A 23,361-nucleotide genomic window follows, 5' to 3' on the forward strand; every position below is an offset into this window, starting at 1 on the left:
GGGTGAACCACCCGGGTGTATGCGTCCCATGGCGCTATTGACTAGCTATATTCACGAACGTCAAGATGTGAATATCTCAATCCAGTCGATGGCAGGGAGGCACGGCCCATGTCAGGTCCGCGACCCGTACGGGCACCGCGCGGTACGGAGCTCAGTGCCCGGGGGTGGCAGCAGGAAGCCGCCCTGCGGATGCTCCAGAACAACCTCGACCCCGAGGTCGCCGAGCACCCCGACAAGCTCGTCGTCTACGGCGGCACCGGCAAGGCGGCCCGCGACTGGCGCTCCTTCGACGCCATGGTCCGTACGCTGCGGACGCTGAAGCAGGACGAGACCATGCTGGTCCAGTCGGGCCGTCCGGTCGGCGTGATGCAGACGCACGAGTGGGCGCCGCGGGTGCTGATCGCCAACTCCAATCTGGTCGGGGACTGGGCCAACTGGGAGGAGTTCCGCCGCCTGGAGGCGCTCGGCCTGACCATGTACGGCCAGATGACCGCGGGCTCATGGATCTACATCGGCACCCAGGGCATCCTCCAGGGCACCTATGAGACCTTCGCGGCCGTGGCGGCCAAGAAGTTCAACGGCACCCTGGCCGGGACGATCACGCTCACCGCGGGCCTCGGCGGCATGGGCGGCGCCCAGCCGCTGGCCGTCACCATGAACGACGGCGTCGCTATCTGTATCGACTGCGACCCGCGCGCCATCGAGCGCCGCATCGAGCACCGCTATCTGGATGTCCGGGCCGACGGCCTGGACCATGCTCTTCAGCTGGCCGTCGAGGCGCGCGACGCCAGGCGGCCCCTGTCGATTGGCGTCCTGGGGAACGCGGCCGAGCTGGTTCCGCAGCTGCTCGCCATGAACGCCCCGATCGACATCGTCACCGACCAGACCAGCGCCCACGACCCGCTGTCGTATCTGCCGATCGGTGTGGACTTCGACGAGATGGCGTCCTACGCCGCCGAGAAGCCGGCCGACTTCACCCAGCGGGCCCGCGAGGCCATGGCCGAGCATGTCGAGGCCATGGTCGGCTTCATGGACGCGGGCGCCGAGGTCTTCGACTACGGCAACTCGATCCGCGGCGAGGCCAAGCTCGCGGGTTACGAGCGCGCCTTCGCCTTCCCCGGTTTCGTCCCCGCCTACATCCGGCCGCTGTTCTGCGAGGGCAGGGGCCCCTTCCGCTGGGCGGCGCTGTCCGGCGACCCCAAGGACATCGCGGCCACGGACAAGGCCATCCTCGACCTCTTCCCCGAGAACGAGTCACTGGCCCGCTGGATCAAGATGGCGGGGGAGCGGGTCCACTTCCAGGGCCTGCCCGCCCGGATCTGCTGGCTGGGCTACGGCGAGCGCGACAAGGCGGGCGAGCGCTTCAACGAGATGGTCGCCGACGGCACGCTCGCCGCGCCGCTGGCCATCGGCCGGGACCACCTGGACTGCGGTTCGGTGGCCTCTCCGTACCGCGAGACCGAGGCCATGCTCGACGGCTCGGACGCGATCGCCGACTGGCCGCTGCTCAACGCCATGGTCAACGTCGCCTCGGGCGCCTCCTGGGTCTCCCTTCACCACGGCGGCGGCGTCGGCATGGGCCGCTCGATCCACGCGGGACAGGTCACGGTCGCCGACGGCACCCCGCTGGCGGGCGAGAAGATCCGCCGGGTGCTGACGAACGACCCGGGCATGGGCGTCATCCGCCACCTGGACGCGGGCTACGACCGCGCGGACGAGGTGGCCCGGGACCGCGAGGTCCGCATCCCGATGCGGGAGTCGCAGTGAGCGAGGGCAGCTTCGCGGGCAATCGCCCCGCGGGGCGGGACGGGCGGGCACAACACACCCACCGGCCCGCACCCGCCAACGAAACCCCGTCGTTCCACGAGATGTGGCGCGACCTCGCCCCCATCGGCCGCAGCACAACGACCAACGGCTACCGCCGCTACGCCTGGACAGAGGCCGACGCGGACTGCCGCGCCTGGTTCAAGGCCCAGACAGAAACCCGCGGCCTCACCTACGAGACCGACCGCAACGGCAACCAATGGGCCTGGCTCGGCGACCCCACGGCCGGAAGCGCCGTGGTGACCGGCTCGCACCTCGACTCGGTCCCCGACGGCGGCGCCTTCGACGGCCCGCTCGGCGTCGTCTCCTCCTTCGCCGCCCTGGACGAGCTGCGGGCCCGCGGGGCGCGCCCCGCCAAGCCGCTCGCGATCGTGAACTTCGGCGACGAGGAGGGCGCCCGCTTCGGGCCGGCCTGCGTCGGCTCCCGGCTGGCCAGCGGGCAGCTCAGCGTCGAGCAGGCGCATACGCTGCGTGACGGCGACGGGGTGAGCCTTCCGCAGGCCATGGAGCGCGCGGGGTACGACCCGGAGGCCATCGGCCCCGACCCGGAGCGCCTGGCCCGCATCGGCGCGTTCGTCGAACTGCATATCGAACAGGGACGCGCCCTCGCCGACACCGAGGACCCCGTGGGCGTCGCCTCGTCGATCTGGCCGCACGGCCGCTGGCGGTTCGACTTCCACGGCGAGGCCAACCACGCCGGGACGACCCGGATCGAGGACCGCCGCGATCCGATGCTCACCTACGCCAACACCGTGCTCGCGGCCCGTAAGAAGGCCCGGATCGCCGGGGCGCTGGCGACCTTCGGCAAGGTCAGCGTCGAGCCGAACGGGGTCAACGCCATCGCGAGCCTGGTACGCGGCTGGCTGGACTCGCGCGCCGCCGACGAGGAGACGCTGGCCGCCGTCGTCGGCGAGATCGAGCGCGCCGCCGTCGAGCGCGGGCGGCGCGACGGGGTGGACGTCCGGGTCACCCGGGAGTCCTTCACTCCGGTCGTCGAATTCGCCCACGGCCTGCGTGACCAGGTGTCGGGCCTGCTGGGCGGGGTTCCGGTGCTGCCCACCGGCGCCGGACACGACGCGGGCATTTTGTCCGCCTGCGTTCCGACCGCCATGCTGTTTGTAAGGAACCCCACCGGCGTCTCGCACTCACCCGCGGAGACGGCGGGCGAGGATGATTGCCTCGCCGGTGTGGCCGCACTCGCGGATGTACTGGAGGGCCTGGCGTGTCACTAGCGGCGCAGACCTACTGGGCGGAGTACGCGTGGCTGGAGGGGCGGGTGATGGCGGATGTCGTCATCGTCGCCGCGAACGACGGGCGGATCACGGCGGTGCGGCCCGGGAGCCCCGTACCGCCCCCCGGCTCGGTCTCCCTGCACGGTCTGACGATCCCCGGCCTGGCCAACGCGCACAGCCATGCCTTCCACCGGGCACTGCGCGGCTTTGTGCAGGCCGGAAGCGCGGCGAAGCAGGGCCGGAACCACGGGCCGGGGGCGCCGGACTCCTTCTGGACCTGGCGCAAGGTGATGTACGCCGTCGCCGACCGGCTGACCCCGGGCAGCTATTTCGAGCTGGCCCGCGCCGTCTACGCGGAGATGGCCCTGGCGGGCATCACCTGCGTCGGCGAGTTCCACTATCTCCACCACGGCCCCGGCGGCACCCGCTACAGCAACCCCAACGCCATGGGGGAGGCGCTGATCGCGGCCGCGGCCGAGGCAGGGATCCGGATCACCTTGCTCGACACCTGCTATCTGTCCTCCGGCTTCGGCGCGGGCCCCGACCAGCACCAGCTGCGGTTCTCCGACGGGACCGCCGAGGACTGGGCCGAGCGCGTCTCCGCGCTGAAGGACGACGGCACCACCCGCATCGGCGCGGCGGTCCACTCGGTGCGGGCCGTTCCCGCCGATCAGCTGGGGACCGTCGCCGGCTGGGCCGAGGACCGGGCGGCCCCCCTCCATGTCCATCTGTCCGAGCAGACCGCCGAGAACGACGCCTGCGTGGAGGCATACGGCTTCACCCCCGCCCGGGTGCTGGCCGACCACGGGGTGCTGGGCGAGCGCACGACCGCTGTGCACGCCACCCATCTCACCCCCGGCGACATCCGGCTCCTGGGCCACTCGTCCACGGGCGTGTGCATGTGCCCGACCACCGAGCGGGACCTGGCCGACGGCATCGGCCCGGCCGCCGAGCTGCAGCGCGCGGGCTCCCCGCTCTCCCTGGGCAGCGACAGCCACGCCGTGATCGACATCCTGGAAGAGGCCCGGGCCATGGAGCTCGGCGAGCGGCTGCAGAGCCGCACCCGCGGCCACTGGACGGCCCCCCAGCTGCTGCGCGCCGCCAGCCTCGACGGCCATGCGGCGCTCGGCTGGGGCGAGGAGGCGGGCCGCATCACCGTGGGTGCGCTCGCCGACCTCACCACGATCGCGCTGGACTCGGTCCGTACGGCCGGGCCGCCGCCCCGGCTGGGCGCCGAGATCGCCATGTTCGCGGCGACCAACGCCGACGTCCGGCACACCGTGGTCGGCGGCCGCCATGTCGTCCGGGACGGCGCCCATCAGCTCGTGCCCCGCGTCCCCGAAGCGCTGACCGAATCCATCGCAGCTCTCCATGGCTGAGCATCCGTCCGCCGCGGGCAATGAAGGAGAACCTCCCCACGATGACGACCGCGAGCCCCACGACGACCGCCATCACCAATATCGCCGGCCTGGTCACCAACGACCCCTCCCTCGGTGAAGGCCCTCTCGGGCTGGTCCGGGACGCGGCCGTCGTCATCGACGGCGACCACATCGCCTGGGTCGGTGAGTCCGGCAAGGTCCCGGGCACCGACAACCGGGTCGACGCGGGCGGCCGCGCCGTCATCCCGGGGTTTGTGGACTCCCACTCCCATCTGGTCTTCGCGGGCGACCGGACCGAGGAGTTCAACGCCCGGATGTCGGGCCGTCCCTACAGCGCCGGCGGAATCCGCACCACCGTCGCCGCCACCCGGGCCGCCTCGAACAATGTGCTGCACGCCAACGTCGGCCGCTATGTGGCCGAGGCGCGCCGCCAGGGCACCACGACGATCGAGATCAAGTCCGGCTACGGCCTCACCTCGGAGGACGAGGCCCGCGCCCTGACCATCGCCGGTGCCCACACCGACGAGGTGACCTACCTGGGTGCGCATATCGTCGCCCCCGAGTTCGCCGACGATCCCGCCGCCTATGTCGATCTCGTGACCGGCCCGATGCTGGACGTCTGCGCCCCGCACGCCCGCTGGATCGATGTCTTCTGCGAGCAGGGCGCCTTCGACGGCGACCAGGCCCGCACCATCCTCACCGCGGGCAAGGCGCGCGGGCTGATCCCCCGGGTCCACGCCAACCAGCTCTCCTACGGCCGCGGAGTGCAGCTCGCCGTGGAGCTCGGCGCGGCCTCCGCCGATCACTGCACCCATCTGACCGACGACGACATCGACGCCCTTGCCCAGGGCGAGACGGTGGCCACGCTTCTGCCGGGCGCGGAGTTCTCCACCCGCGCGAGGTATCCGGACGCGCGCCGTCTCCTCGACGCGGGCGTCACGGTCGCGCTCTCGCCCGACTGCAACCCGGGCTCGTCCTTCACCAGCTCCATGCCGTTCTGCGTCGCCCTGGCCGTACGGGACATGGGGATGACCCCCGATGAGGCCGTATGGGCGGCGACGGCCGGCGGGGCCCAGGCACTGCGCCGCACCGATGTGGGCCAGGTGGCGCCCGGCGCCCGCGCCGATCTGGCGCTGCTGGACGCCCCGTCCCATGTCCATCTCGCCTATCGCCCCGGCGTTCCGCTGGTCTCGGCCGTCTGGCAGGGCGGCACTCTCCTCTGATCATCAGATCTACGGGGGCGGCGATGAGAGCATGACGAGGCGTGTCGCCGCAGCGGGTGTTGCCCTGGCCGGGGGCTGTGGACCCGGCACCGGCGACCAGCACGGCAGGGACCGGGTAAGGGACGCGAATAAGGGCCCGTCCCGGCGACGTGGGGGCGGGCCCTTATCCGTCTGCGGAGGCGTTACTCCTCGATCGTGAGCCCCTTGCGGAGCCGACGGAGGGTGCGCGACAGCAGTCGGGAGACGTGCATCTGGGAGATGCCCAGCTCCTCGCCGATCTCCGACTGGGTCATGTTCGCGACGAAGCGCAGCGAGAGGATCTGCCGGTCACGCGGGGGCAGTTCCGCGATGAGCGGCTTCAGGGACTCGATGTACTCGATGCCTTCGAGCCCGTGGTCCTCATAGCCCATCCGGTCGGCCAGGGCGCCCTCGGAGTCGTCCTCGTCGGGCTGGGCGTCCAGCGAGCTCGCGGTGTACGCGTTGCTCGCGGCCATGCCCTCGACGACCTCGGCGGGGGTGATGCCCAGCCGCTTGGCCAACTCACCGACGGTGGGGGCGCGGTCGAGCCGCTGCGCCAGTTCGTCGCCGGCCTTGGCCAGGTCGAGGCGGAGCTCCTGCAGCCGCCGCGGCACGCGCACGGACCAACTGGTGTCCCGGAAGAAGCGCTTGATCTCGCCGACGATCGTCGGCATCGCGAAGGTGGGGAACTCGACGCCCCGGCCCATCTCGAAGCGGTCGATGGCCTTGATCAGGCCGATGGTGCCGACCTGGACGATGTCCTCCATCGGCTCGCTGCGGGAGCGGAACCGGGAGGCGGCGAACTTGACGAGTGCCAGGTTGAGCTCGACCAGCGTGTTGCGGACGTAGGCGTACTCGTGGGTGCCTTCCTCCAGCACCTCGAGACGTTCGAAGAGGGTCTTCGAAAGAGCCCTCGCGTCTACCGGGCCCACCGTCTCATGTGGGGGAATCTCCGGCAGATCGGGCAGATCAGACAGTTCCGGCAGTTCATCGAGGGAGTGTCCGGCCACCGCCTGGACGTCCACCTCGGGTACGAACTGTTCGGGTACGGGGGTCGACGATGCGGCGGTCCGGGTACTCCAAGACGGTTCGGTACGCGAGTCGTCGAGCTGGGGTGACATAGTCTCCTCCATCGTTCTCGGCATATGGCTGCCGGTGCCATAACGTGCTGCTCCGGTGAGCGGCGCCTCCAAGGCCGGTACGGTTCGGTTGTGGTCGCTACTACGCCTACCTGTATTGACTACCGCGTGGCAAGTCCGCGTTGTCCATATTTGACGAATTTGCCGAACTATGCGAAATGTTCGGCTACCGGAATCGCGGGTAGAAGGCTAGGGTTCGATCCGCGCAATCGAAAGCAACGAGACACCAAAAGAGGTGCGCAGATGGACCGCGGGATGGTCGGCAGTGCCAGCAAGGGCCGACTCCAGGTCGAGGTTCGGCACCACGGGTCGAGTGCTGTCTTCACACCGGCGGGTGAGCTGGATCACCACACCGCCGAAGTGCTGCGCGAGCCGCTGGAGAAGTGCGTGGAGGCGGGACGTGTCCGGCTGGTGGTGGACTGCTCGAAGCTGGAGTTCTGCGATTCCACGGGCCTCAATGTCCTCCTCGGTGCCCGTCTCAAGGCCGAGGCCGAGGGTGGGGGTGTCCACCTCGCCGGGATGCAGCCGATCGTCGCCCGGGTGTTCGAGATCACGGGCGCGGAGGCCGTCTTCACGGTCCATGAGTCGCTCGACGCGGCGCTTGCCGAGTGATATCCGTCACTCCTGTTTCCGGCGTGTCATCGGCAGGTCACCGATGCGTTGCCCGCGTCACATCAGTGGGGTCGAAGAAGTGGGTGTTCTCACGCTTTGGCCGGGCAGGAGACAGGCTGAAACTGTTGAGATCAGGATTCCTTGTCCCTGAATGGGTGAATCGGTGAGGTGAAGCGCTGATGAGCACCACGCGGCCGTACCCGCCGGGCGACCGCGGCCCGGATTCGGACGGCCCTGCCGCCTCCGCTTCGGCCACCCCACCGGCCACTCCCTCCGCCGGGCGGATCAGCCAGGTCCGCAGGCTCCATCTGGTCGGAGCCAGCGGTGCCGTGCCGCGCGCCCGGGATTTCACACGTGAGGCGCTGCGCGACTGGGGATGGCTTCCGGCCGCGACCGCCGACCAGCGGGCCGCGGCGGAGGACGTCCTGCTCGTTGTCTCCGAGCTCGTCACCAACGCGTGCCTGCACGCCGACGGCCCCGAGGAGCTGCGCGTCAGCTGCAATGCGAAGGTGCTCCGCCTTGAGGTGGTGGACGTCGGCGCCGGCACGCCCGCGCCGCGCACCCCGCACCGCGCCGGGCGGCCCGGCGGGCACGGGATGTTCATCGTGCAGCGGCTGTGCCTCGACTGGGGCGTCGTGCGGAACGCGGACGAATCCGGCAAGACGGTCTGGGCGGAGCTGGCCGCCCCCGGCTGAAGAGCACGGCCGGGGTCCCTCGCTCCCCGTGCGCTCCACACCGTAGGGCCGTGCTCCGCCCCGTAGGGGCCGGCTGATCCGCCGTGCCGCCGCGGCCGTCCCTCCGGTGAGCCCTGCCATCACCCGCCGCGCGCCGATCCGGCGCGTTCTTTGTCTTCCCTCGACAAGGTCCCCGGCGTACTGTCAGCGTCCGATCTGATGTGCCGTCAGTTACCTGCGGCTGCGGCGCTTGACGAGCGGGAATCCCGTGGTGTCGCACACCCAACGCCGCACGGCCGGCCGTGGCGGCGCCCTCACGCTCACCGTGGCCGTGGCCGGTTCCGCGGCCCTCCTCACCGCGCCCGCGGCGCACGCCACCACCGTCGATGTCGACTACCGGTGCAAAACCCCGATCGGCGGCAGGGTGCCGTATCGGCCCATGGACATCACGAGCACCCCGAGCGGCAACGGCTACAAGCCCACGATGTCCTTCACGAAAGGCGTCTCGTCCAGCCCCGTTGAGCTCGGCATGGGTGCCGTGTACCCCAGGGTGCCGTGCGCCCCAGGGTGCCGTGTACCCCAGGGTGCCGTGTACCCCAGGGTGCCGTGCGCCCCAGGGTGCCGTGTACCCCAGGGTGCCGTGTACCCCAAGGCGCCATGCGCCCCAAGGCGCCGTGCACCCCAGGGCGCTCATAAAGCTCGGCGGCGCCGAGTCCGGGACGGTGAGCACCAGCTCACCGGCAAACCGCACGCCCGCACTCGCACCAGCCCGGTGGCAGCACTTCGCCCCGCCGCATGACGACGGGGCGAAGCAACCAAGGCCCGAATTGACCAACAGCGTCGCCAGACGCGCCGGGCCTTCGCGAGACGAGTGACGTCAGTGCACGTCCGCCATGAGCGCCACGACCTTCTTCCGGTACATGAAGACCGCGAAGCCCGCCAGCGCCGCCATGGCCGCCTCCAGGCCGATCACGCCGACACCGCTCAGGTCGACGCCCGCGATGGACAGCAGGCCCGTAACGCAGTCACCGGCGGTCACGGCGAGGAACCACACGCCCATCATCTGGCTGGCGTACTTCGCCGGCGCCATCTTCGTGGTCACCGAGAGTCCGACCGGGGACAGGCACAGCTCGCCCGTCGTCTGGATCAGGTAGATCGACACCAGCCACAGCGGGCTGACCTTGGTGCCGTCCTGGGCCATCCCCATCGGCAGGACGAAGACGAAGAACGACGCACCGATCAGGACCAGGGCCATCGCGAACTTCCACGTGGTGTTCGGCTCCCGGTCGCGCCGCGCCAGCCACAGCCACAGCCAGGCGAAGACCGGGGCCAGCGCCATGATCATCAGCGGGTTCAGCGACTGGAACCACGAGGACGGGAAGTGCATCCCGAAGGCCGAGCCCGCGGTCTTGGTCTCGGCGAAGGCCGACAGCGTCGAGCCGCCCTGGTCGTAGATCATCCAGAACACGGCGGCGGCCACGAAGAACCAGATGTAGCCGCTGACCTTGGTCTGCTCGACCGCCGAGAGATCCCGGTCGCGCTTGATCCTGATCAGCACCCCGGTGGGGATGATCAGACCGAGGATGGTGATCGGGATCAGCACCCAGTTGAGGGTCCAGCTGCCGCTGAGCACCACGCCGGTGTAGAAGACCGCGGCGACGATCGTCCAGATCATCCCCTTGCGCAGCCAGGAGCGGCGCTCCTCGGTCATCAGCGGAGTGGGGACAACGCTGCTCTCCGGGTTCAGGTGGCGGGTGCCGATCAGGAACTGGACCAGGCCCAGCGCCATGCCGAGCGCCGCCAGAGCGAAGCCCAGGTGCCAGTTGTAGGACTGGCCGACGGTGCCGATGACCAGCGGCGCGGCGAAGGCACCGAGGTTGATGCCGATGTAGAAGATGGTGAAGCCGCCGTCGCGGCGCGGGTCCTGCGGACCGTCGTAGAGCTGGCCGACCATGGTGGAGATGTTGGCCTTCACCAGACCGGAGCCGAGAGCCACCAGGGCGAGGCCGACGAAGAACGTCGCCTGGCCGGGGACGGCGAGCGCCAGATGTCCGGCCATGACGATGCCGGCCGCGATGACCACGGTCTTGCGCGGCCCCCAGACTCGGTCGCCGAACCAGCCGCCCGGCATGGCCAGCAGATAGACCAGCGCCAGATAGACGGAGTAGATGGCCACCGCGTTGCCCTGGGTCATCCCCAGCCCGCCGCCTTGGCCGCCACTGCCGGCGTCAGGGCCGCCGGAGATCAGATAGACGACGAGAAGCGCTCGCATGCCGTAGAAGCTGAACCGCTCCCACATCTCGACCATGAAGAGTGTGGCCAGACCGCGGGGGTGGCCGAAGAAGGTCTTGCCGCCGCTCTCAGGGGTTGCCTGCGCGGATGCGCCCTTCGTGAGGGGGGACACCATGGTGGTTCCTTGTTGTGTGCTCAGGGTGCGCTGCCGCGCGGGGCAGCGCCCGGGGGGAGACTGAGCGACTGAGCGCCGGGCGGGGCCGGGCCGGTGGTGCCGACTGCCGACTCTGTCCGATGCCGGACACGACAGAGACCTTCGGCGCGTCCAGCCACCAAAGGTCCCGGAGGGAGTGCTACAGACCTTGTCTCACCATACGACACCCTCTTGACAAACTTGGAGGCAGTGAGAGATAGCTCACGACGGCGTGCGCACTCCTTCGTGCTCCGTCCGTGGTCCCGTGCGCGCCCCGTGCGCCAACCGCGGCGGACTACCATCACCCCATGACCCGAGTACTGCTCGCCGAGGATGACGCATCCATCTCGGAGCCGCTCGCTCGCGCCCTGCGCCGTGAGGGTTACGAGGTCGAGGTGCGGGAGGACGGACCCACCGCGCTCGACGCCGGTCTGCAGGGAGGCGTCGATCTGCTCGTCCTCGATCTCGGCCTGCCGGGGATGGACGGACTGGAGGTCTGCCGTCGCCTCCGTACGGAGGGCCATGGCTTCCCGGTGCTGGTGCTCACCGCCCGCGCGGACGAGGTGGACACGGTGGTCGGGCTGGACGCGGGCGCCGATGACTACGTGACCAAGCCGTTCCGGCTCGCCGAGCTGCTCGCGCGGGTGCGGGCCCTGCTGCGGCGCGGCGCGGTCGAGACCCAGCAGCAGCCGGCCACGCACGGCGTGCGGATCGACGTCGAGTCGCACCGCGCCTGGATGGGCGAGGAGGAGCTCCAGCTCACCGCCAAGGAGTTCGATCTGCTGCGTGTGCTGGTCCGGGACGCCGGCCGGGTCGTCACCCGCGATCAGCTGATGCGCGAGGTGTGGGACACCACCTGGTGGTCCTCCACCAAGACCCTCGACATGCACATCTCCTGGCTGCGTAAGAAGCTCGGCGACGACGCGGCCAACCCCCGGTACATCGCCACGGTGCGGGGTGTCGGCTTCAGATTCGAGAAAAGCTGACGAGGGCTGACACGGTAGGGCCATGCGCCGTCGCTTGATCAACTCCACGCTTGCCGTGGTGCTCGTCGTCATCGCAGTCTTCGGCCTGTCGCTGGTCATCGTGGAGACCCGGACCATCGAGAACAGCGCCAAGGAGAGCGTGCGCTCGGACGCGGTGCGGCTGGTCAGCATCGTCGACAGCAGGCTGCTGGGCGGCGAGGGAGTCACCGCCAAGGTGCTGCGGGAGCAGATCGAGCCCGGTCGCTACGCCCGGATCACGCTCCCGGACCACCGGGACGTGGAGATCGGCAAGCGCCCCACCGGCAGCATCATCTCCGCCGAGGAGCCGGGCGAGCAGGGGGAGACGGTGCGGGTCGAGGCGTCCCGCTCCACGGTGAGCCGGGAGATCGGCCGCACCATGCTGATCATCCTCGCGGTGGCGCTGCTGGCCGTGGTCGCCGCGGTCTTCCTCGCCGTACGCCAGGCCCACCGGCTCTCCGCACCGCTCACCGACCTGGCCGAGACCGCCGAGCGGCTGGGCTCGGGGGACCCGCGGCCGCGCCACCGCCGCTACGGGGTGCCGGAGCTGGACCGGGTCGCCGATGTGCTGGACGCGAGCGCCGAGCGGATCGCCCGGATGCTCACGGCCGAGCGGCGGCTGGCGGCCGATGCCTCGCATCAGCTCCGTACGCCGCTGACCGCGCTGTCCATGCGGCTGGAGGAGATCACGCTCACCGACGATCTGAACACGGTCAAGGAGGAGGCGACGATCGCGCTGGGCCAGGTCGAGCGGCTCACCGATGTCGTCCAGCGGCTGCTGACCAATTCGCGCGATCCCCGCTCGGGCTCCGCGGTCGCCTTCGATCTGGACGAGGTGGTCAAGCAGCAGATCGAGGAGTGGCGCCCGGCCTCGCGCAGCGAGGGCCGCGCCATCGTGCGCTCGGGGAAGAAGGGGCTGCGGGCGGTCGGCACGCCGGGCGCGGTCGCCCAGGTGCTCGCGACGCTGATCGAGAACTCGCTGATGCACGGTGACGGCACCGTCGCGCTGCGTACCCGGGTCACCGGCAACCAGGCGGTGGTCGAGGTCTCCGACGAGGGGCCGGGAGTGCCGTCGGACCTCGGCGCGCGGGTTTTCGAGCGGACGGTCAGCGGGCGGAACTCCACCGGGCTCGGACTCGCGGTCGCCCGGGATCTGGCGGAGGCCGACGGCGGCCGTCTGGAGCTGCTGCAGGGGCATCCGCCGGTCTTCGCGCTCTTCCTCAGCCGTGAGAGCGAGGATTCCGATCCTTCCTGACCGGCTGCTTCCTGACCGGCTACTTCCTGACCGGCTGCTTACGGGTGGCCTGGGCGGGCGGCGCCTCGGAGAGGAAGGATTCGGCACGCTCCACGGCCTTTCGGGCGGGCAGCGCCCGGAACACCCAGGTCCGGTAGGACCAGAAGCGGAAGAGGGTGCCGATGCCGATGCCGAGGAACTTGAAGATGTTGCTCTGCAGCGAGCTGTCCCAGCCGAAGCCGTACGTCGCCGTGTAGAGCACCCCGTTCTCGATGACCAGGCCGACCGCGCTGAACAGCAGAAAGAGGCTGAGCTCCTTGGTGCGCCCCTGCTTGTCGCGGTCCCGGTAGGTGAAGTACCGGTATCCGACGTAGTTGAAGCCGGTGGCGACCACCGTCGCCACGATGCTGGCCCGCACCACGGGCAGCTCGGTGAGGCCGCGGACCAGGTTGAAGACCGCGAGATTGACGAAGACGCCGGCGCCCCCGACCACCCCGAACTTCGTGATCTCACGGGCCAGTTGCCCCACTCGGGTGGACAGCCCGCCGAGCATGCGCCGTTCACTCATGGTGATCGTTCAGCCCCGTCCGGTCGGCAAAGTCAACCACCCCATGCTAACCAGCGGCCGGGCCCGCCGCTCGCAGGGCGCGGACACGCGGTGGTGTGGATAACTGGAGGATCCTCCAATGCAGGTCAGGGGCGGTCGGGGCCGGACGTTACCCTGGGAGGGTGACATTCCCGGTAGTCGGCATGGTCGGCGGCGGCCAGCTCGCCCGTATGACCCACGAGGCGGGCATCCCCCTCGGCATCAGGTTCAAGCTGCTCAGTGACACCCCTCAGGACTCGGCGGCCCAGGTGGTCAGCGATGTCGTCATCGGCGACTATCGCGACCTGGACACCCTTCGTGCGTTCGCACAAGGCTGTGATGTGGTCACTTTCGACCACGAGCATGTCCCGGCCGAGCATCTGCGCGCCCTGGAGGCGGAGGGTGTCGTCATCCGCCCCGGTGTGGAGGCCCTGCTGCACGCCCAGGACAAGGGCGTGATGCGCGAGCGGCTGCGCGAGGCCGGTGTGCCGTGCCCTCGCCACCGCATCGTGACGGACCCGGAGGACGTCGGGCGATTCGCGGCCGAGGGCGAGGGGTTCCCCGTCGTCCTCAAGACCGTGCGCGGCGGTTACGACGGCAAGGGGGTGTGGGTCGTCCGCGGCACGGAGGAGGCGGCCGATCCGTTCCGCGCCGGAGTGCCGGTCCTCGCCGAGGAGATGGTCGACTTCGCGCGCGAGCTCGCCGCCAACGTCGTACGGTCCCCGCACGGCCAGGCCGTCGCCTACCCCGTCGTGGAGTCGATCCAGGTCGACGGCGTTTGCGACACCGTCATCGCCCCGGCCCCCGGACTGCCCGAGGAGCTCTCCGCCCAGGCACAGGAGCTGGCGCTGCGCATCGCCGGGGAGCTGGGGGTCGTCGGCCATCTCGCCGTCGAGCTCTTCGAGACCCGCGACGGGCGGCTGCTGGTCAACGAGCTGGCGATGCGCCCGCACAACTCCGGCCACTGGACCCAGGACGGCGCCGTCACCTCGCAGTTCGCCAACCATGTGCGCGCCGTGCTCGATCTGCCGCTCGGCGACCCGCGCCCGCGCGTCCCGTGGACCGTGATGACCAATGTCCTCGGCGGCGACTTCCCCGATATGTACGCGGCGTATCTGCACTGCATGGCGCGCGACCCAGCGCTCAAGATCCATATGTATGGCAAGGATGTGAAGCCCGGCCGTAAGGTCGGCCACGTCAACACCTACGGCGACGACCTGGCCGACGTGCGCGAGCGCGGCCGCCATGCCGCCGACTACCTCCGAGGGACCATCACCGAATGAGCGCTCCTGCGATCGGCATCGTCATGGGATCCGACTCCGACTGGCCCGTCATGGAAGAAGCGTCCAAGGCCCTCGACGAGTTCGAGATCCCGTACGAGGTGGATGTCGTCTCGGCGCACCGGATGCCGCAGGAGATGATCGCCTACGGTGAGAACGCGGCGCCCCGCGGGCTCAAGGCGATCATCGCGGGCGCGGGCGGCGCCGCCCATCTTCCGGGCATGCTCGCCTCCGTCACTCCGCTGCCGGTGATCGGCGTGCCCGTGCCGCTGAAGTACCTCGACGGCATGGACTCGCTGCTCTCGATCGTCCAGATGCCCGCCGGTGTGCCTGTGGCGACCGTCTCCATCGGCGGAGCCCGTAACGCGGGGCTGCTCGCCGCCCGGATACTGGCCGCGCACGACGCCGAGCTCCAGGCGCGGATGCGGGAGTTCCAGGTCGAGCTGAACGCGCAGGCCACCGAGAAGGGCAAGCGGCTGCGCGCCAAGGTCGACGGGGCGGACTCCTTCGGCTTCGGCAAGTGATCAGTGGGTCACCGGCAAGCGATGCCCGGGTGAGCGGCAAGTGAACTGACGGCGCGTGACTTCGGTCATGTCCCATTGCAAGATGTGGCCATGACCGATCGTCTCGCCCGAGCCCGTGAACTGCTGGCCGCCCACCCCGTCGTCGACGGCCACAACGACCTCCCCTGGGCCCTGCGCGAACAGGTCCGCTATGACCTCGACCGGCGGGACATCGCGGCCGATCTGAGCGAGCACACGCACACCGACCTTCCCCGGCTGCGGGCGGGCGGCGTCGGGGCGCAGTTCTGGTCCGTCTACGTCCCCTCGCACTACAGCGGCGACACGGCGGTCAGCGCCACCTTCGAGCAGATCGATGTCGTCCGGCGGTTCACCGAGCGCCACGCGGACGAGCTGAGCCCCGCGCTGACCGCCGACGACATGGAGGCGGCGCGGGCCGAGGGCCGGATCGCGTCCCTCATGGGCGCCGAGGGCGGCCACAGCATCAACAGCTCGCTGGCCACCCTGCGCGCCCTGTACGCCCTCGGGGTGCGCTATATGACGCTCACCCACAACGACAACGTCCCCTGGGCGGACTCGGCGACCGACGAGCCGAAGGCCCATGGCCTCACCCGCTTCGGCGAGGAGGTCGTCCGCGAGATGAACCGGCTCGGCATGCTCGTCGACCTTTCGCATGTCTCGGCCGACACCATGCGCGACGCGCTCCGGGTGACCGAGGCGCCCGTCGTCTTCTCGCACTCCTGTGCGCGCGCCCTCTGCGACCATCCGCGCAACGTCCCGGACGATGTGCTGGAACTGCTGCCCGCCAACGGCGGCGTGGCGATGGTCACCTTCGTGCCGAAGTTCGTGCTGCCGGAGGCGGTCGCCTGGACCGCGGCGGCGGACGAGAACATGCGGGCCCACGGCCTGTATCCGCTGGAGATGACCCCTGCCGCGATGAAGGTCCAGCGCGCCTTCGAGGCGGTCAACCCGCGCCCCATGGCCACCGCGGCGACCGTCGCCGACCACCTCGACCATATGCGGGAGGTCGCGGGCATCGACCACATCGGCATCGGCGGGGACTTCGACGGCACCGCCTTCACCCCCGAGGACCTCGCGGATGTCGCGGGCTACCCCAACCTCATCGCCGAGTTGCTCGACCGCCGCTGGTCGCCGGCCGATCTGGCCAAGCTGACCTGGCAGAACGCGGTCCGTACGCTGCGCTCCGCCGAGGACGCGGCGCGCGGGCTGCGGGCGTCCCGGGGCCCGTCCATCGCGACGATCGACCAGCTGGACGAGGCCGCGCACAGCTGACCCGGTGCCGGTGCCGGTGCTGGTGCCGGTGCCGGTGTTCCAGACGGTTCCTTTACCGCCGCATAAGAGCTTTGCGATGCCTTGATGCATCGTTCATCCAATTCGCCTCTTCCCCTTTCCCTCGTGACGAGAGAGTCGTAAGCGGTCTGACGATCTCTCATGTAGGTAGAGGGAAAGGGGCGATATGCCCGATCTCACCCGCCGCCGACTCCTCGGGGCCGCCGCCGGCTCGCTCGGTGCCGGCGCGGCCTTGAATCTGCTGCCGGAGAGCGTGCAGCAGGCCATCGCAGCGGGGCCGCCGCGCCAGGGCTCGCTGCACGACATCGAGCATGTGGTCCTGCTCATGCAGGAGAACCGCTCGTTCGACCACTATTTCGGCACCCTCAAGGGAGTGCGCGGGTTCGCCGACCCGGACGCCCTGACCCTCTCCACCGGCAAGTCCGTCTTCCACCAGCCGGACGCCGAGAACCCCAACGGCTATCTGCTGCCGTTCCACCTGGACACCCACTCCACCAGCGCCCAGGCGATCCCCTCCACCAGCCACGCCTGGTCGGTGCAGCACGAGGCGTGGAACAACGGGGCCATGGACAAGTGGCTGCCCGCCCACCGCAAGGCGGACGGCAAGAACGGTCCGTACGTCATGGGCTACCACACCCGTGACGACATCCCGTTCCAGTTCGCGCTGGCCGAGGCATTCACCATCTGCGACAACTACTTCTGCTCGGTCTTCGGGCCCACCTGGCCCAACCGCCTGTACTGGATGACCGGCACGATCGACCCGGGCGGCGCCCGGGGCGGCCCGGTCCTCGACAACACCGCGCCCGAGCCGTACCGCTGGACGACCTACGCCGAGCGCCTCCAGAAGGCCGGGATCAGCTGGAAGGTCTACCAGGAGGAGGACGACTACGGCTGCAACCTCCTGGAGCAGTTCCAGCGGTTCCGGGACGCCAAGCCGGGCGATCCGCTGTACGACCGCGGCATGACCGTGAGCCCCGCCGGGACCTTCGAGGACGACGCCCGCAACGACCGGCTGCCGACCGTCTCCTGGATCATCCCGACCTCCACCCAGTCCGAGCACCCGGACTATCTGCCCGCCGCCGGCGCGGACTACGTGGCCTCCAAGATCGAGGCCATAGCCGACAACCCCGAGGTGTGGCGCAAGACGGCCTTCATCCTCAACTACGACGAGAACGACGGGCTGTTCGACCACGTCCCGCCGCCCGTCCCGGGGCCCGGGACCGTGGACGAGTACGTCCAGGGCCTGCCCATCGGCGGCGGCTTCCGGGTGCCCTGCCTCATCGTCTCGCCCTGGACCGTGGGCGGCTGGGCCGCGGGCCAGGCGTTCGACCACACCTCGGTGCTGCAGTTCCTGGAGCGGCTCACCGGAGTGGAGGAGCCCAACATCAGCCAGTGGCGCCGCCGCACCTTCGGCGACCTCACCTCGGCCTTCGGCTTCTCGCAGGCCGCGCCGAAGCCGCCGCGGCTGCCGGATGACACCGCCGAGCAGCTGGAAAAGGCGAAGAAGGAGGTCGAGACCCTCCCGGAGCCGACCCTGCCGGGCAAGGACCAGACCCCGCCGCGGCAGGAGCCCGGCTCCCGCCCACGCCGCTGAGTCCCCGTCCCCTGCCCCGCCTCCGCCCCCGCCGGACGCCTTCCGGCGGGGGCGGAGAAGCCTCAGGGGCGAATGAGGCAGAAGGTATGCCCCGCCGGATCGGCGTAGACGCGGAAGTCCCGCTTCCCGCCGTCGTCATCCAGATCCAGCGGCCGGGCGCCCAGCGCCAGCACCCGTTCCTGTGCGCTCTCGATGTCCGTCACACCCAGATCGAGATGCTGCTGCAGCGAGCTGTGCTCCGGAGACCAGGTCGGGGGCACGAAGCCGGGCGCCTCCTGAAAGGCCAGCCGCGCCCCGTCGGGCAGATGGAGATCGACCCAGCGCCGACCCTCGTTCTCGATCTCCCCGCCCAGCACCTGCTGGTAGAAGCGGGCGAGCGCGGTGGGATCCGGGCAGTCGATGACGATGACCTTCACATGGGCAACGGCCATGGCTCCTCCTCACAGTCCGGTCCCGGGTTGACCGTGCGGCGAGGCATGAACCGGGTCCTTCAGGCCAGCGGGCGGCCCAGGGCGCGGTAGGTCCAGCCCGCCTCGCGCCAGAGGTCCGGGTCGAGTGCGTTGCGCCCGTCCAGGATGCGGCGCACCGCGACCACGTCGCTGAGGGCCGCCGGGTCCAGCTCACGGAACTCGCGCCACTCGGTCAGATGCAGCACCGCGTGCGCGCCCCGCGCCGCGGTCTGGGCGCTCTGCGCGTAGGCGAGGGTGGGGAAGAGGGCCCGCGCGTTGTCCATGCCCTTCGGGTCGAAGACGGTGACCTGGGCGCCCTGGAGCTGTATCTGGCCGGCCACATTGAGCGCGGGGGAGTCCCGTACGTCGTCCGAGTCGGGCTTGAAGGTGGCGCCCAGCACCGCGACCCGCTTACCGAGGAAGCTCCCGCCGACGGCCTCGCGGGCCAGCTCGACCATATGGCCGCGGCGCCGCATGTTGATCGAGTCGACCTCGCGCAGGAAGGTCAGCGCCTGGTCCGCGCCGAGCTCACCGGCGCGGGCCATGAAGGCGCGGATGTCCTTGGGGAGACAGCCGCCGCCGAAGCCGATTCCGGCCCGCAGAAACTTCTTTCCGATCCGCTCGTCGTAGCCGATGGCCTCGGCGAGCTTGACCACATCGCCGCCCGCCGCCTCGCAGACCTCGGCCATGGCGTTGATGAAGGAGATCTTCGTCGCGAGGAAGGAGTTCGCCGAGGTCTTCACCAGCTCGGCGGTCGGGTAGTCGGTGACCACGAAGGGCGCGCCCTCGGCGATGGGCGTCTCGTACACCTCGCGCAGCAGCTTCTCGGCCCGCTCACCGGCGACCCCGACCACGATGCGGTCCGGGTGCAGGGTGTCCCGGACGGCGAAGCCCTCGCGCAGGAACTCCGGGTTCCATGCCAGCTCGGCGTCGGCCCCCACCGGGGCCAGCTCGGCCAGCCGGGCCGCGAGCCGGTCCGCGCTGCCGACCGGCACCGTGGACTTGCCGACGACCAGCGCCGGCCGGCGCAGATGCGGGGCGAGCGCTTCCACGGCGGAGTCCACGTGACTCATGTCACACGCGTACTCGCCGTGCTTCTGCGGGGTGTTCACACAGACGAAGTGGATGTCACCGAACTCCGCGGCCTCCTCGTAGGAGGAGGTGAAGCGGAGCCGCCCGGTCGAGCCCTCGATGCCCCGGACATGGTGCCGCAGCAGCTCCTCCAGGCCCGGTTCGTACATGGGCACCTTGCCCGCCGAGAGCATCTCGATCTTCTCGGGCACGATGTCCAGCCCCAGCACCTCAAAGCCCAGCTCGGCCATGGCCGCGGCGTGCGTGGCGCCCAGGTAGCCGGTGCCGATCACGGTGATCTTGAGGGCCATGCGGTGCTCCAGAAGGCGTTCGGTCAGGTGCGCAGCCTGAGCATAGTAGGGACGGCGCGGCAGGCTCCGCCGAGTCTGTCAGCAAGCTCACCTGTACCTGTCGAGGCGCCGCCCCTAGAATTCAGTTACTTAACGGTAGTTAGCACTCAGGGGAGTGAGAAGGCCTTGGCGTCCTCGGTAAATGATTTCGACCTGTACCGGCCGTCCGAGGAGCACGACATGCTCCGCGACTCGGTCCGCTCGCTCGCCGAGGCGAAGATAGCCCCCTTCGCGGCGGAGGTCGATGAAGAAGGGCGCTTCCCGCAGGAGGCGTTGGAGGCCCTGGTGGCCAACGATCTGCACGCCGTGCACGTCCCCGAGTCATACGGCGGCGCCGGCGCCGACGCGCTGGCGACCGTGATCGTCATCGAGGAGGTCGCCCGGGTCTGCGCCTCCTCCTCCCTTATCCCCGCGGTCAACAAGCTCGGTTCGCTGCCGGTCGTCCTCTCCGGCTCCGAGGAGCTGAAGAAGAAGTACCTGGGCCCGCTCGCCAAGGGCGACGCGATGTTCTCGTACTGCCTCTCCGAGCCGGACGCGGGCTCGGACGCGGCGGGCATGAAGACCAAGGCCGTGCGCGACGGCGACTTCTACGTCCTCAACGGCGTCAAGCGCTGGATCACCAACGCCGGGGTTTCCGAGTACTACACGGTGATGGCCGTCACCGACCCCGAGAAGCGCTCCAAGGGCATCTCCGCCTTCGTCGTCGAGAAGTCCGACGAGGGCGTCTCCTTCGGCGCCCCGGAGAAGAAGCTGGGCATCAAGGGCTCCCCGACGCGTGAGGTGTATCTCGACAACGTCCGGATCCCCGCCGACCGGATGATCGGCGCCGAGGGCACCGGCTTCGCCACCGCCATGAAGACCCTCGACCACACCCGCATCACCATCGCCGCCCAGGCCCTCGGCATCGCCCAGGGCGCCCTGGACTACGCCAAGGGGTATGTCCAGGAGCGCAAGCAGTTCGGCAAGGCGATCGCCGACTTCCAGGGCGTCCAGTTCATGCTCGCCGACATGGCGATGAAGCTGGAGGCCGCCCGTCAGCTCACCTACGCGGCGGCCGCCAAGTCCGAGCGGGTCGATTCCGATCTGACCTTCTTCGGCGCTGCGGCCAAGTGCTACGCCTCCGACGCCGCGATGGAGATCACCACCGACGCGGTCCAGCTGCTCGGCGGCTACGGCTACACCCGGGACTACCCGGTGGAGCGGATGATGCGCGACGCCAAGATCACCCAGATTTATGAAGGTACGAACCAGGTCCAGCGCATCGTGATGGCACGCAACCTGCCGTAGCCCGCGGGGCGAGGTATCGAGCGAAACGACCGCTGCCGGGCCCCAGGGGAGGGGCCCGGCAGCGGTCGTTTTCCGTGGGTGCCGCGTGCTGGGCGGATCAGTTGCCCGAGAAGGTGACCTTCTCGTCGTTCTTCAGCTCGCCCATCAGCTGCTTGACCTTGGTCATGTCCCACTGCACCGCGCTGCCCTGGGGGGTGGAGAGGCCGGGGTTGGAGATGGGCATGTTCATCTGCTTGCCGTCGCCGTTGGAGACGCCCTTCATCGCGAAGAACATGTCCTTCACGTCCCACAGGCTCATGTCCTTGTCGACGATCAGCGAGTCCAGGCCCGCGCCCATCGTCGGGTAGAGCTTGAAGGGGTTGAGGAGCGTGCTGGGGGTCGCGGCCTTGTTGGCGAGCGCGGACAGGAACTTCTGCTGGTTCTTGGTGCGGTCCAGGTCGCCGCCCGCCAAGCCGTAGCGCTGCCGCACGAAGGCGAGCGCATGCTGGCCGTCCAGCGTCTGCTTGCCCTTCTTCAGGTCCGTGCCGGCGTGCTTCTCCTTCATGTCCTGCGGGACGTCGATCTCGACGCCACCGACCGAGTCCACGATCTTGGCGAAGCCGTCGAAGCCGATCTCCGCATAGTGGTCGATCTTCAGACCGGTGTTGTACTCGATCGTGCGGACCAGGAGCTCGGGGCCCGCCATGGAGAAGGACGCGTTCAGCTTGTTCTGCGTCTGGTTGTACCGCTTGCCGGTGTCCGGGCCGGTGAAGGGCGGGATGGTGACCCAGGAGTCACGCGGCAGGCTGATCATGGTGTTCCCGTTGTCACCGACATGCAGGATGATCATGGAGTCGGTGCGCCGGCCGTCGGCGGAGCCGGTGTGCAGCTTCTTCTTGGCCGCGTCCGACAGGCCCTCGCGGCTGTCGGAGCCGACGATCAGATAATTGGTGCCCTTGCCGCCGCTCGGCCGGTCCTCCACCTTGCTCAGGTTGACCTCGCGGCGGAGCTTGGAGTCGGCCCAGAAGTACGTGCCGATGCCGACGGCCAGCAGCAGAACGAGCAGGGTGACCAGGCCGACGGTTATCCGGCGTTTCCAGTTCCTGGGCCGCGCCGGGCGCGGCCCAGGGCCGCCGGGGCCGCCCGGTCCGCCGCTGCCGTAGACCCGGCCGGTGTTGTAACCATCGTCATAGTCGTCATAGCCCGGTGAGGGCTGCTGCCGGGGAACATTCCCATGCGGGGACAGCTCCGGCGGCAGCGGCGGCTCACCGCGGTGCGGCGGGCCGCCGGCACCCGGCGCCGCGCGCCTGACCTGGGGCATTGCGCGGGCCCCTTCGGGCTCGGCGCTGCTGCTGCCACGTCCATACCGGCCGCTGCGGTCGCCGGTCCATCCCTGGGGCCAATCGCTCATGCACAGCAGTGTGCCTGGTCGGACGGGTCGCTATACAGGGCGGGTGCCGGATCGGGGCATGGCTGTTGCAGACCTGATAAGAACCCCGGCCGCATAGGGTGGACGGCATGACCAATCAGGCCCAGGGTGCGGAAGCGGAGCTTCCGGGCAAGCCCACCTCCGCTTCACGTACCACGCTGTCACATATCATGACCCAGAGTGACACCAACCTCCTTGGCACCGTGCATGGCGGCGTGATCATGAAGCTGGTGGACGACGCGGCCGGAGCGGTCGCCGGACGCCACTCCGAGGGCCCGGCGGTCACCGCGTCGATGGACGAGATGGCCTTTCTGGAGCCGGTCCGGGTCGGCGACCTCGTCCATGTGAAGGCCCAGGTCAACTGGACCGGGCGGTCCTCCATGGAGATCGGCGTGCGGGTACTGGCCGAGCGGTGGAACAAATCCATGCCGGCCACCCAGGTCGGCAGTGCCTATCTCGTCTTCACGGCGGTCGACGGCGAGGGCAAGCCCCGGCCCGTGCCGCCGGTGATACCGGAGACCGACCGGGACAAGCAGCGCTATCAGGAGGCCGAGATCCGGCGCACCCACCGCCTCGCCCGGCGCCGCGCCATCAAGGAACTGCGCGCCCGCCGCGCCGCCGAAGCCGCCGAGGCGGCTGGCGGGCTCCCGTAAACAGGGCCCCGTTGCCCCGAAAACAGGGCCCCGTTGCCCCAAAAATAGGGCCCCGTTGCCCCGACAGGCGTAGCGTGGAGTGGCCGA

The 23,361-nt window shown here is 69.8% G+C and carries 20 protein-coding genes and 1 pseudogene; 15 read left to right on the forward strand and 6 right to left on the reverse strand.

Annotated features, from left to right (window positions below; all coding sequences use genetic code 11):
• Positions 1-108: 108 nt before the first annotated feature.
• The 4 genes from hutU to hutI all read left to right on the forward strand — a co-directional run bounded on the left by hutU (position 109) and on the right by hutI (position 5,658).
• Complete coding sequence (gene hutU, locus ABZU99_RS29175) at positions 109-1,767, forward strand: urocanate hydratase (RefSeq protein WP_356048358.1); 1,659 nt, start codon at positions 109-111, stop codon at positions 1,765-1,767.
• Positions 1,768-1,868: 101 nt separating this feature from the next.
• Entirely contained in the window at positions 1,869-3,056 is a 1,188-nt protein-coding gene (locus ABZU99_RS29180) for an allantoate amidohydrolase (protein WP_355950540.1), read from the forward strand.
• Positions 3,057-3,103: 47 nt separating this feature from the next.
• The gene (locus ABZU99_RS29185; RefSeq protein ID WP_355950543.1) at positions 3,104-4,435 is read left to right on the forward strand and encodes a formimidoylglutamate deiminase; all 1,332 of its coding nucleotides are present in this window, start codon (positions 3,104-3,106) and stop codon (positions 4,433-4,435) included.
• Positions 4,436-4,476: 41 nt separating this feature from the next.
• Positions 4,477-5,658: an imidazolonepropionase gene (hutI, locus tag ABZU99_RS29190; protein WP_356048360.1), complete on the forward strand. Its 1,182-nt coding sequence runs from the start codon at positions 4,477-4,479 to the stop codon at positions 5,656-5,658.
• A gap of 182 nt (positions 5,659-5,840) precedes the next feature.
• Here the strand turns inward: hutI and ABZU99_RS29195 are convergent, their stop codons facing one another.
• Complete coding sequence (locus ABZU99_RS29195; RefSeq protein WP_355950457.1) at positions 5,841-6,797, reverse strand: RNA polymerase sigma factor SigF; 957 nt, start codon at positions 6,795-6,797, stop codon at positions 5,841-5,843.
• A 261-nt stretch (positions 6,798-7,058) separates the two neighbouring features.
• Between ABZU99_RS29195 and ABZU99_RS29200 the strand changes: the two genes are divergently transcribed.
• The 3 genes and pseudogenes from ABZU99_RS29200 to ABZU99_RS29210 all read left to right on the forward strand — a co-directional run.
• On the forward strand, positions 7,059-7,427 hold the full coding sequence (locus ABZU99_RS29200; protein WP_355950460.1) for an STAS domain-containing protein: 369 nt from the start codon (positions 7,059-7,061) through the stop codon (positions 7,425-7,427).
• Positions 7,428-7,606: 179 nt separating this feature from the next.
• Positions 7,607-8,122: an ATP-binding protein gene (locus ABZU99_RS29205; protein ID WP_355950463.1), complete on the forward strand. Its 516-nt coding sequence runs from the start codon at positions 7,607-7,609 to the stop codon at positions 8,120-8,122.
• Positions 8,123-8,372: 250 nt separating this feature from the next.
• Positions 8,373-8,648 (forward strand): annotated as a pseudogene (locus ABZU99_RS29210) (peptidase); the annotation flags it as partial.
• Positions 8,649-8,978: 330 nt separating this feature from the next.
• Here ABZU99_RS29210 and ABZU99_RS29215 read toward each other — a convergent pair.
• Positions 8,979-10,508 carry an oligopeptide:H+ symporter gene (locus ABZU99_RS29215; protein WP_355950467.1) on the reverse strand — a complete coding sequence of 510 codons (1,530 nt, stop codon included), beginning with the start codon at positions 10,506-10,508 and terminating at the stop codon, positions 8,979-8,981.
• 326 nt (positions 10,509-10,834) lie between these two features.
• Here ABZU99_RS29215 and ABZU99_RS29220 point away from each other — a divergent pair, with 326 nt between their 5' ends.
• Positions 10,835-11,512, forward strand: a complete 678-nt coding sequence (locus ABZU99_RS29220) for a response regulator transcription factor (protein ID WP_355950470.1) — start codon at positions 10,835-10,837, stop codon at positions 11,510-11,512.
• 22 nt (positions 11,513-11,534) lie between these two features.
• Positions 11,535-12,785 (forward strand): ATP-binding protein, encoded by a 1,251-nt coding sequence (locus ABZU99_RS29225; protein ID WP_355950473.1) that lies wholly within the window; start codon positions 11,535-11,537, stop codon positions 12,783-12,785.
• A gap of 19 nt (positions 12,786-12,804) precedes the next feature.
• On the opposite strand, the gene ABZU99_RS29230 is transcribed toward ABZU99_RS29225, so the two are convergent.
• Positions 12,805-13,332 carry a GtrA family protein gene (locus tag ABZU99_RS29230; RefSeq protein ID WP_356048363.1) on the reverse strand — a complete coding sequence of 176 codons (528 nt, stop codon included), beginning with the start codon at positions 13,330-13,332 and terminating at the stop codon, positions 12,805-12,807.
• A 110-nt stretch (positions 13,333-13,442) separates the two neighbouring features.
• Between ABZU99_RS29230 and ABZU99_RS29235 the strand changes: the two genes are divergently transcribed.
• The 4 genes from ABZU99_RS29235 to ABZU99_RS29250 all read left to right on the forward strand — a co-directional run bounded on the left by ABZU99_RS29235 (position 13,443) and on the right by ABZU99_RS29250 (position 18,056).
• The gene (locus ABZU99_RS29235; RefSeq protein ID WP_355950546.1) at positions 13,443-14,633 is read left to right on the forward strand and encodes a 5-(carboxyamino)imidazole ribonucleotide synthase; all 1,191 of its coding nucleotides are present in this window, start codon (positions 13,443-13,445) and stop codon (positions 14,631-14,633) included.
• Positions 14,630-15,154: a 5-(carboxyamino)imidazole ribonucleotide mutase gene (gene purE / locus ABZU99_RS29240; protein ID WP_355950479.1), complete on the forward strand. Its 525-nt coding sequence runs from the start codon at positions 14,630-14,632 to the stop codon at positions 15,152-15,154. Before ABZU99_RS29235 ends, purE begins: the two co-directional genes overlap by 4 nt.
• A 90-nt stretch (positions 15,155-15,244) precedes the next feature.
• Positions 15,245-16,444 carry a dipeptidase gene (locus ABZU99_RS29245; protein WP_355950481.1) on the forward strand — a complete coding sequence of 400 codons (1,200 nt, stop codon included), beginning with the start codon at positions 15,245-15,247 and terminating at the stop codon, positions 16,442-16,444.
• A 184-nt stretch (positions 16,445-16,628) separates the two neighbouring features.
• Positions 16,629-18,056 carry an alkaline phosphatase family protein gene (locus ABZU99_RS29250; RefSeq protein ID WP_356048366.1) on the forward strand — a complete coding sequence of 476 codons (1,428 nt, stop codon included), beginning with the start codon at positions 16,629-16,631 and terminating at the stop codon, positions 18,054-18,056.
• 62 nt (positions 18,057-18,118) lie between these two features.
• On the opposite strand, the gene ABZU99_RS29255 is transcribed toward ABZU99_RS29250, so the two are convergent.
• On the reverse strand, positions 18,119-18,487 hold the full coding sequence (locus tag ABZU99_RS29255) for a VOC family protein (protein ID WP_356048368.1): 369 nt from the start codon (positions 18,485-18,487) through the stop codon (positions 18,119-18,121).
• 59 nt (positions 18,488-18,546) lie between these two features.
• Positions 18,547-19,887, reverse strand: coding sequence for a UDP-glucose/GDP-mannose dehydrogenase family protein (locus ABZU99_RS29260; RefSeq protein WP_355950490.1), 1,341 nt, complete (start codon positions 19,885-19,887; stop codon positions 18,547-18,549).
• Positions 19,888-20,052: 165 nt separating this feature from the next.
• Between ABZU99_RS29260 and ABZU99_RS29265 the strand changes: the two genes are divergently transcribed.
• Positions 20,053-21,213: an acyl-CoA dehydrogenase family protein gene (locus tag ABZU99_RS29265; RefSeq protein ID WP_355950493.1), complete on the forward strand. Its 1,161-nt coding sequence runs from the start codon at positions 20,053-20,055 to the stop codon at positions 21,211-21,213.
• A gap of 97 nt (positions 21,214-21,310) precedes the next feature.
• Here ABZU99_RS29265 and ABZU99_RS29270 read toward each other — a convergent pair whose 3' ends face one another.
• Positions 21,311-22,603: an LCP family protein gene (locus ABZU99_RS29270; protein WP_356048370.1), complete on the reverse strand. Its 1,293-nt coding sequence runs from the start codon at positions 22,601-22,603 to the stop codon at positions 21,311-21,313.
• 107 nt (positions 22,604-22,710) lie between these two features.
• Here ABZU99_RS29270 and ABZU99_RS29275 point away from each other — a divergent pair, with 107 nt between their 5' ends.
• On the forward strand, positions 22,711-23,274 hold the full coding sequence (locus ABZU99_RS29275) for an acyl-CoA thioesterase (protein ID WP_355950499.1): 564 nt from the start codon (positions 22,711-22,713) through the stop codon (positions 23,272-23,274).
• Positions 23,275-23,361: the final 87 nt, after the last annotated feature.

Origin of the sequence: Streptomyces sp. NPDC005266 (assembly GCF_040607655.1) — a bacterium.
Taxonomy (GTDB): domain Bacteria; phylum Actinomycetota; class Actinomycetes; order Streptomycetales; family Streptomycetaceae; genus Streptomyces.

What these genes read in the sequence shown, in the direction of transcription:
- hutU (WP_356048358.1), top strand. Translation starts at nt 109, where the DNA reads ATGTCAGGTCCGCGACCCGTACGGGCACCGCGCGGTACGGAGCTCAGT.
- ABZU99_RS29180 (WP_355950540.1), top strand. Translation starts at nt 1,869, where the DNA reads ATGTGGCGCGACCTCGCCCCCATCGGCCGCAGCACAACGACCAACGGC.
- ABZU99_RS29185 (WP_355950543.1), top strand. Translation starts at nt 3,104, where the DNA reads ATGGCGGATGTCGTCATCGTCGCCGCGAACGACGGGCGGATCACGGCG.
- hutI (WP_356048360.1), top strand. Translation starts at nt 4,477, where the DNA reads ATGACGACCGCGAGCCCCACGACGACCGCCATCACCAATATCGCCGGC.
- ABZU99_RS29195 (WP_355950457.1), bottom strand. Translation starts at nt 6,797, where the DNA reads ATGTCACCCCAGCTCGACGACTCGCGTACCGAACCGTCTTGGAGTACC.
- ABZU99_RS29200 (WP_355950460.1), top strand. Translation starts at nt 7,059, where the DNA reads ATGGACCGCGGGATGGTCGGCAGTGCCAGCAAGGGCCGACTCCAGGTC.
- ABZU99_RS29205 (WP_355950463.1), top strand. Translation starts at nt 7,607, where the DNA reads ATGAGCACCACGCGGCCGTACCCGCCGGGCGACCGCGGCCCGGATTCG.
- ABZU99_RS29215 (WP_355950467.1), bottom strand. Translation starts at nt 10,508, where the DNA reads ATGGTGTCCCCCCTCACGAAGGGCGCATCCGCGCAGGCAACCCCTGAG.
- ABZU99_RS29220 (WP_355950470.1), top strand. Translation starts at nt 10,835, where the DNA reads ATGACCCGAGTACTGCTCGCCGAGGATGACGCATCCATCTCGGAGCCG.
- ABZU99_RS29225 (WP_355950473.1), top strand. Translation starts at nt 11,535, where the DNA reads ATGCGCCGTCGCTTGATCAACTCCACGCTTGCCGTGGTGCTCGTCGTC.
- ABZU99_RS29230 (WP_356048363.1), bottom strand. Translation starts at nt 13,332, where the DNA reads ATGAGTGAACGGCGCATGCTCGGCGGGCTGTCCACCCGAGTGGGGCAA.
- purE (WP_355950479.1), top strand. Translation starts at nt 14,630, where the DNA reads ATGAGCGCTCCTGCGATCGGCATCGTCATGGGATCCGACTCCGACTGG.
- ABZU99_RS29245 (WP_355950481.1), top strand. Translation starts at nt 15,245, where the DNA reads ATGACCGATCGTCTCGCCCGAGCCCGTGAACTGCTGGCCGCCCACCCC.
- ABZU99_RS29250 (WP_356048366.1), top strand. Translation starts at nt 16,629, where the DNA reads ATGCCCGATCTCACCCGCCGCCGACTCCTCGGGGCCGCCGCCGGCTCG.
- ABZU99_RS29255 (WP_356048368.1), bottom strand. Translation starts at nt 18,487, where the DNA reads ATGGCCGTTGCCCATGTGAAGGTCATCGTCATCGACTGCCCGGATCCC.
- ABZU99_RS29260 (WP_355950490.1), bottom strand. Translation starts at nt 19,887, where the DNA reads ATGGCCCTCAAGATCACCGTGATCGGCACCGGCTACCTGGGCGCCACG.
- ABZU99_RS29270 (WP_356048370.1), bottom strand. Translation starts at nt 22,603, where the DNA reads ATGAGCGATTGGCCCCAGGGATGGACCGGCGACCGCAGCGGCCGGTAT.
- ABZU99_RS29275 (WP_355950499.1), top strand. Translation starts at nt 22,711, where the DNA reads ATGACCAATCAGGCCCAGGGTGCGGAAGCGGAGCTTCCGGGCAAGCCC.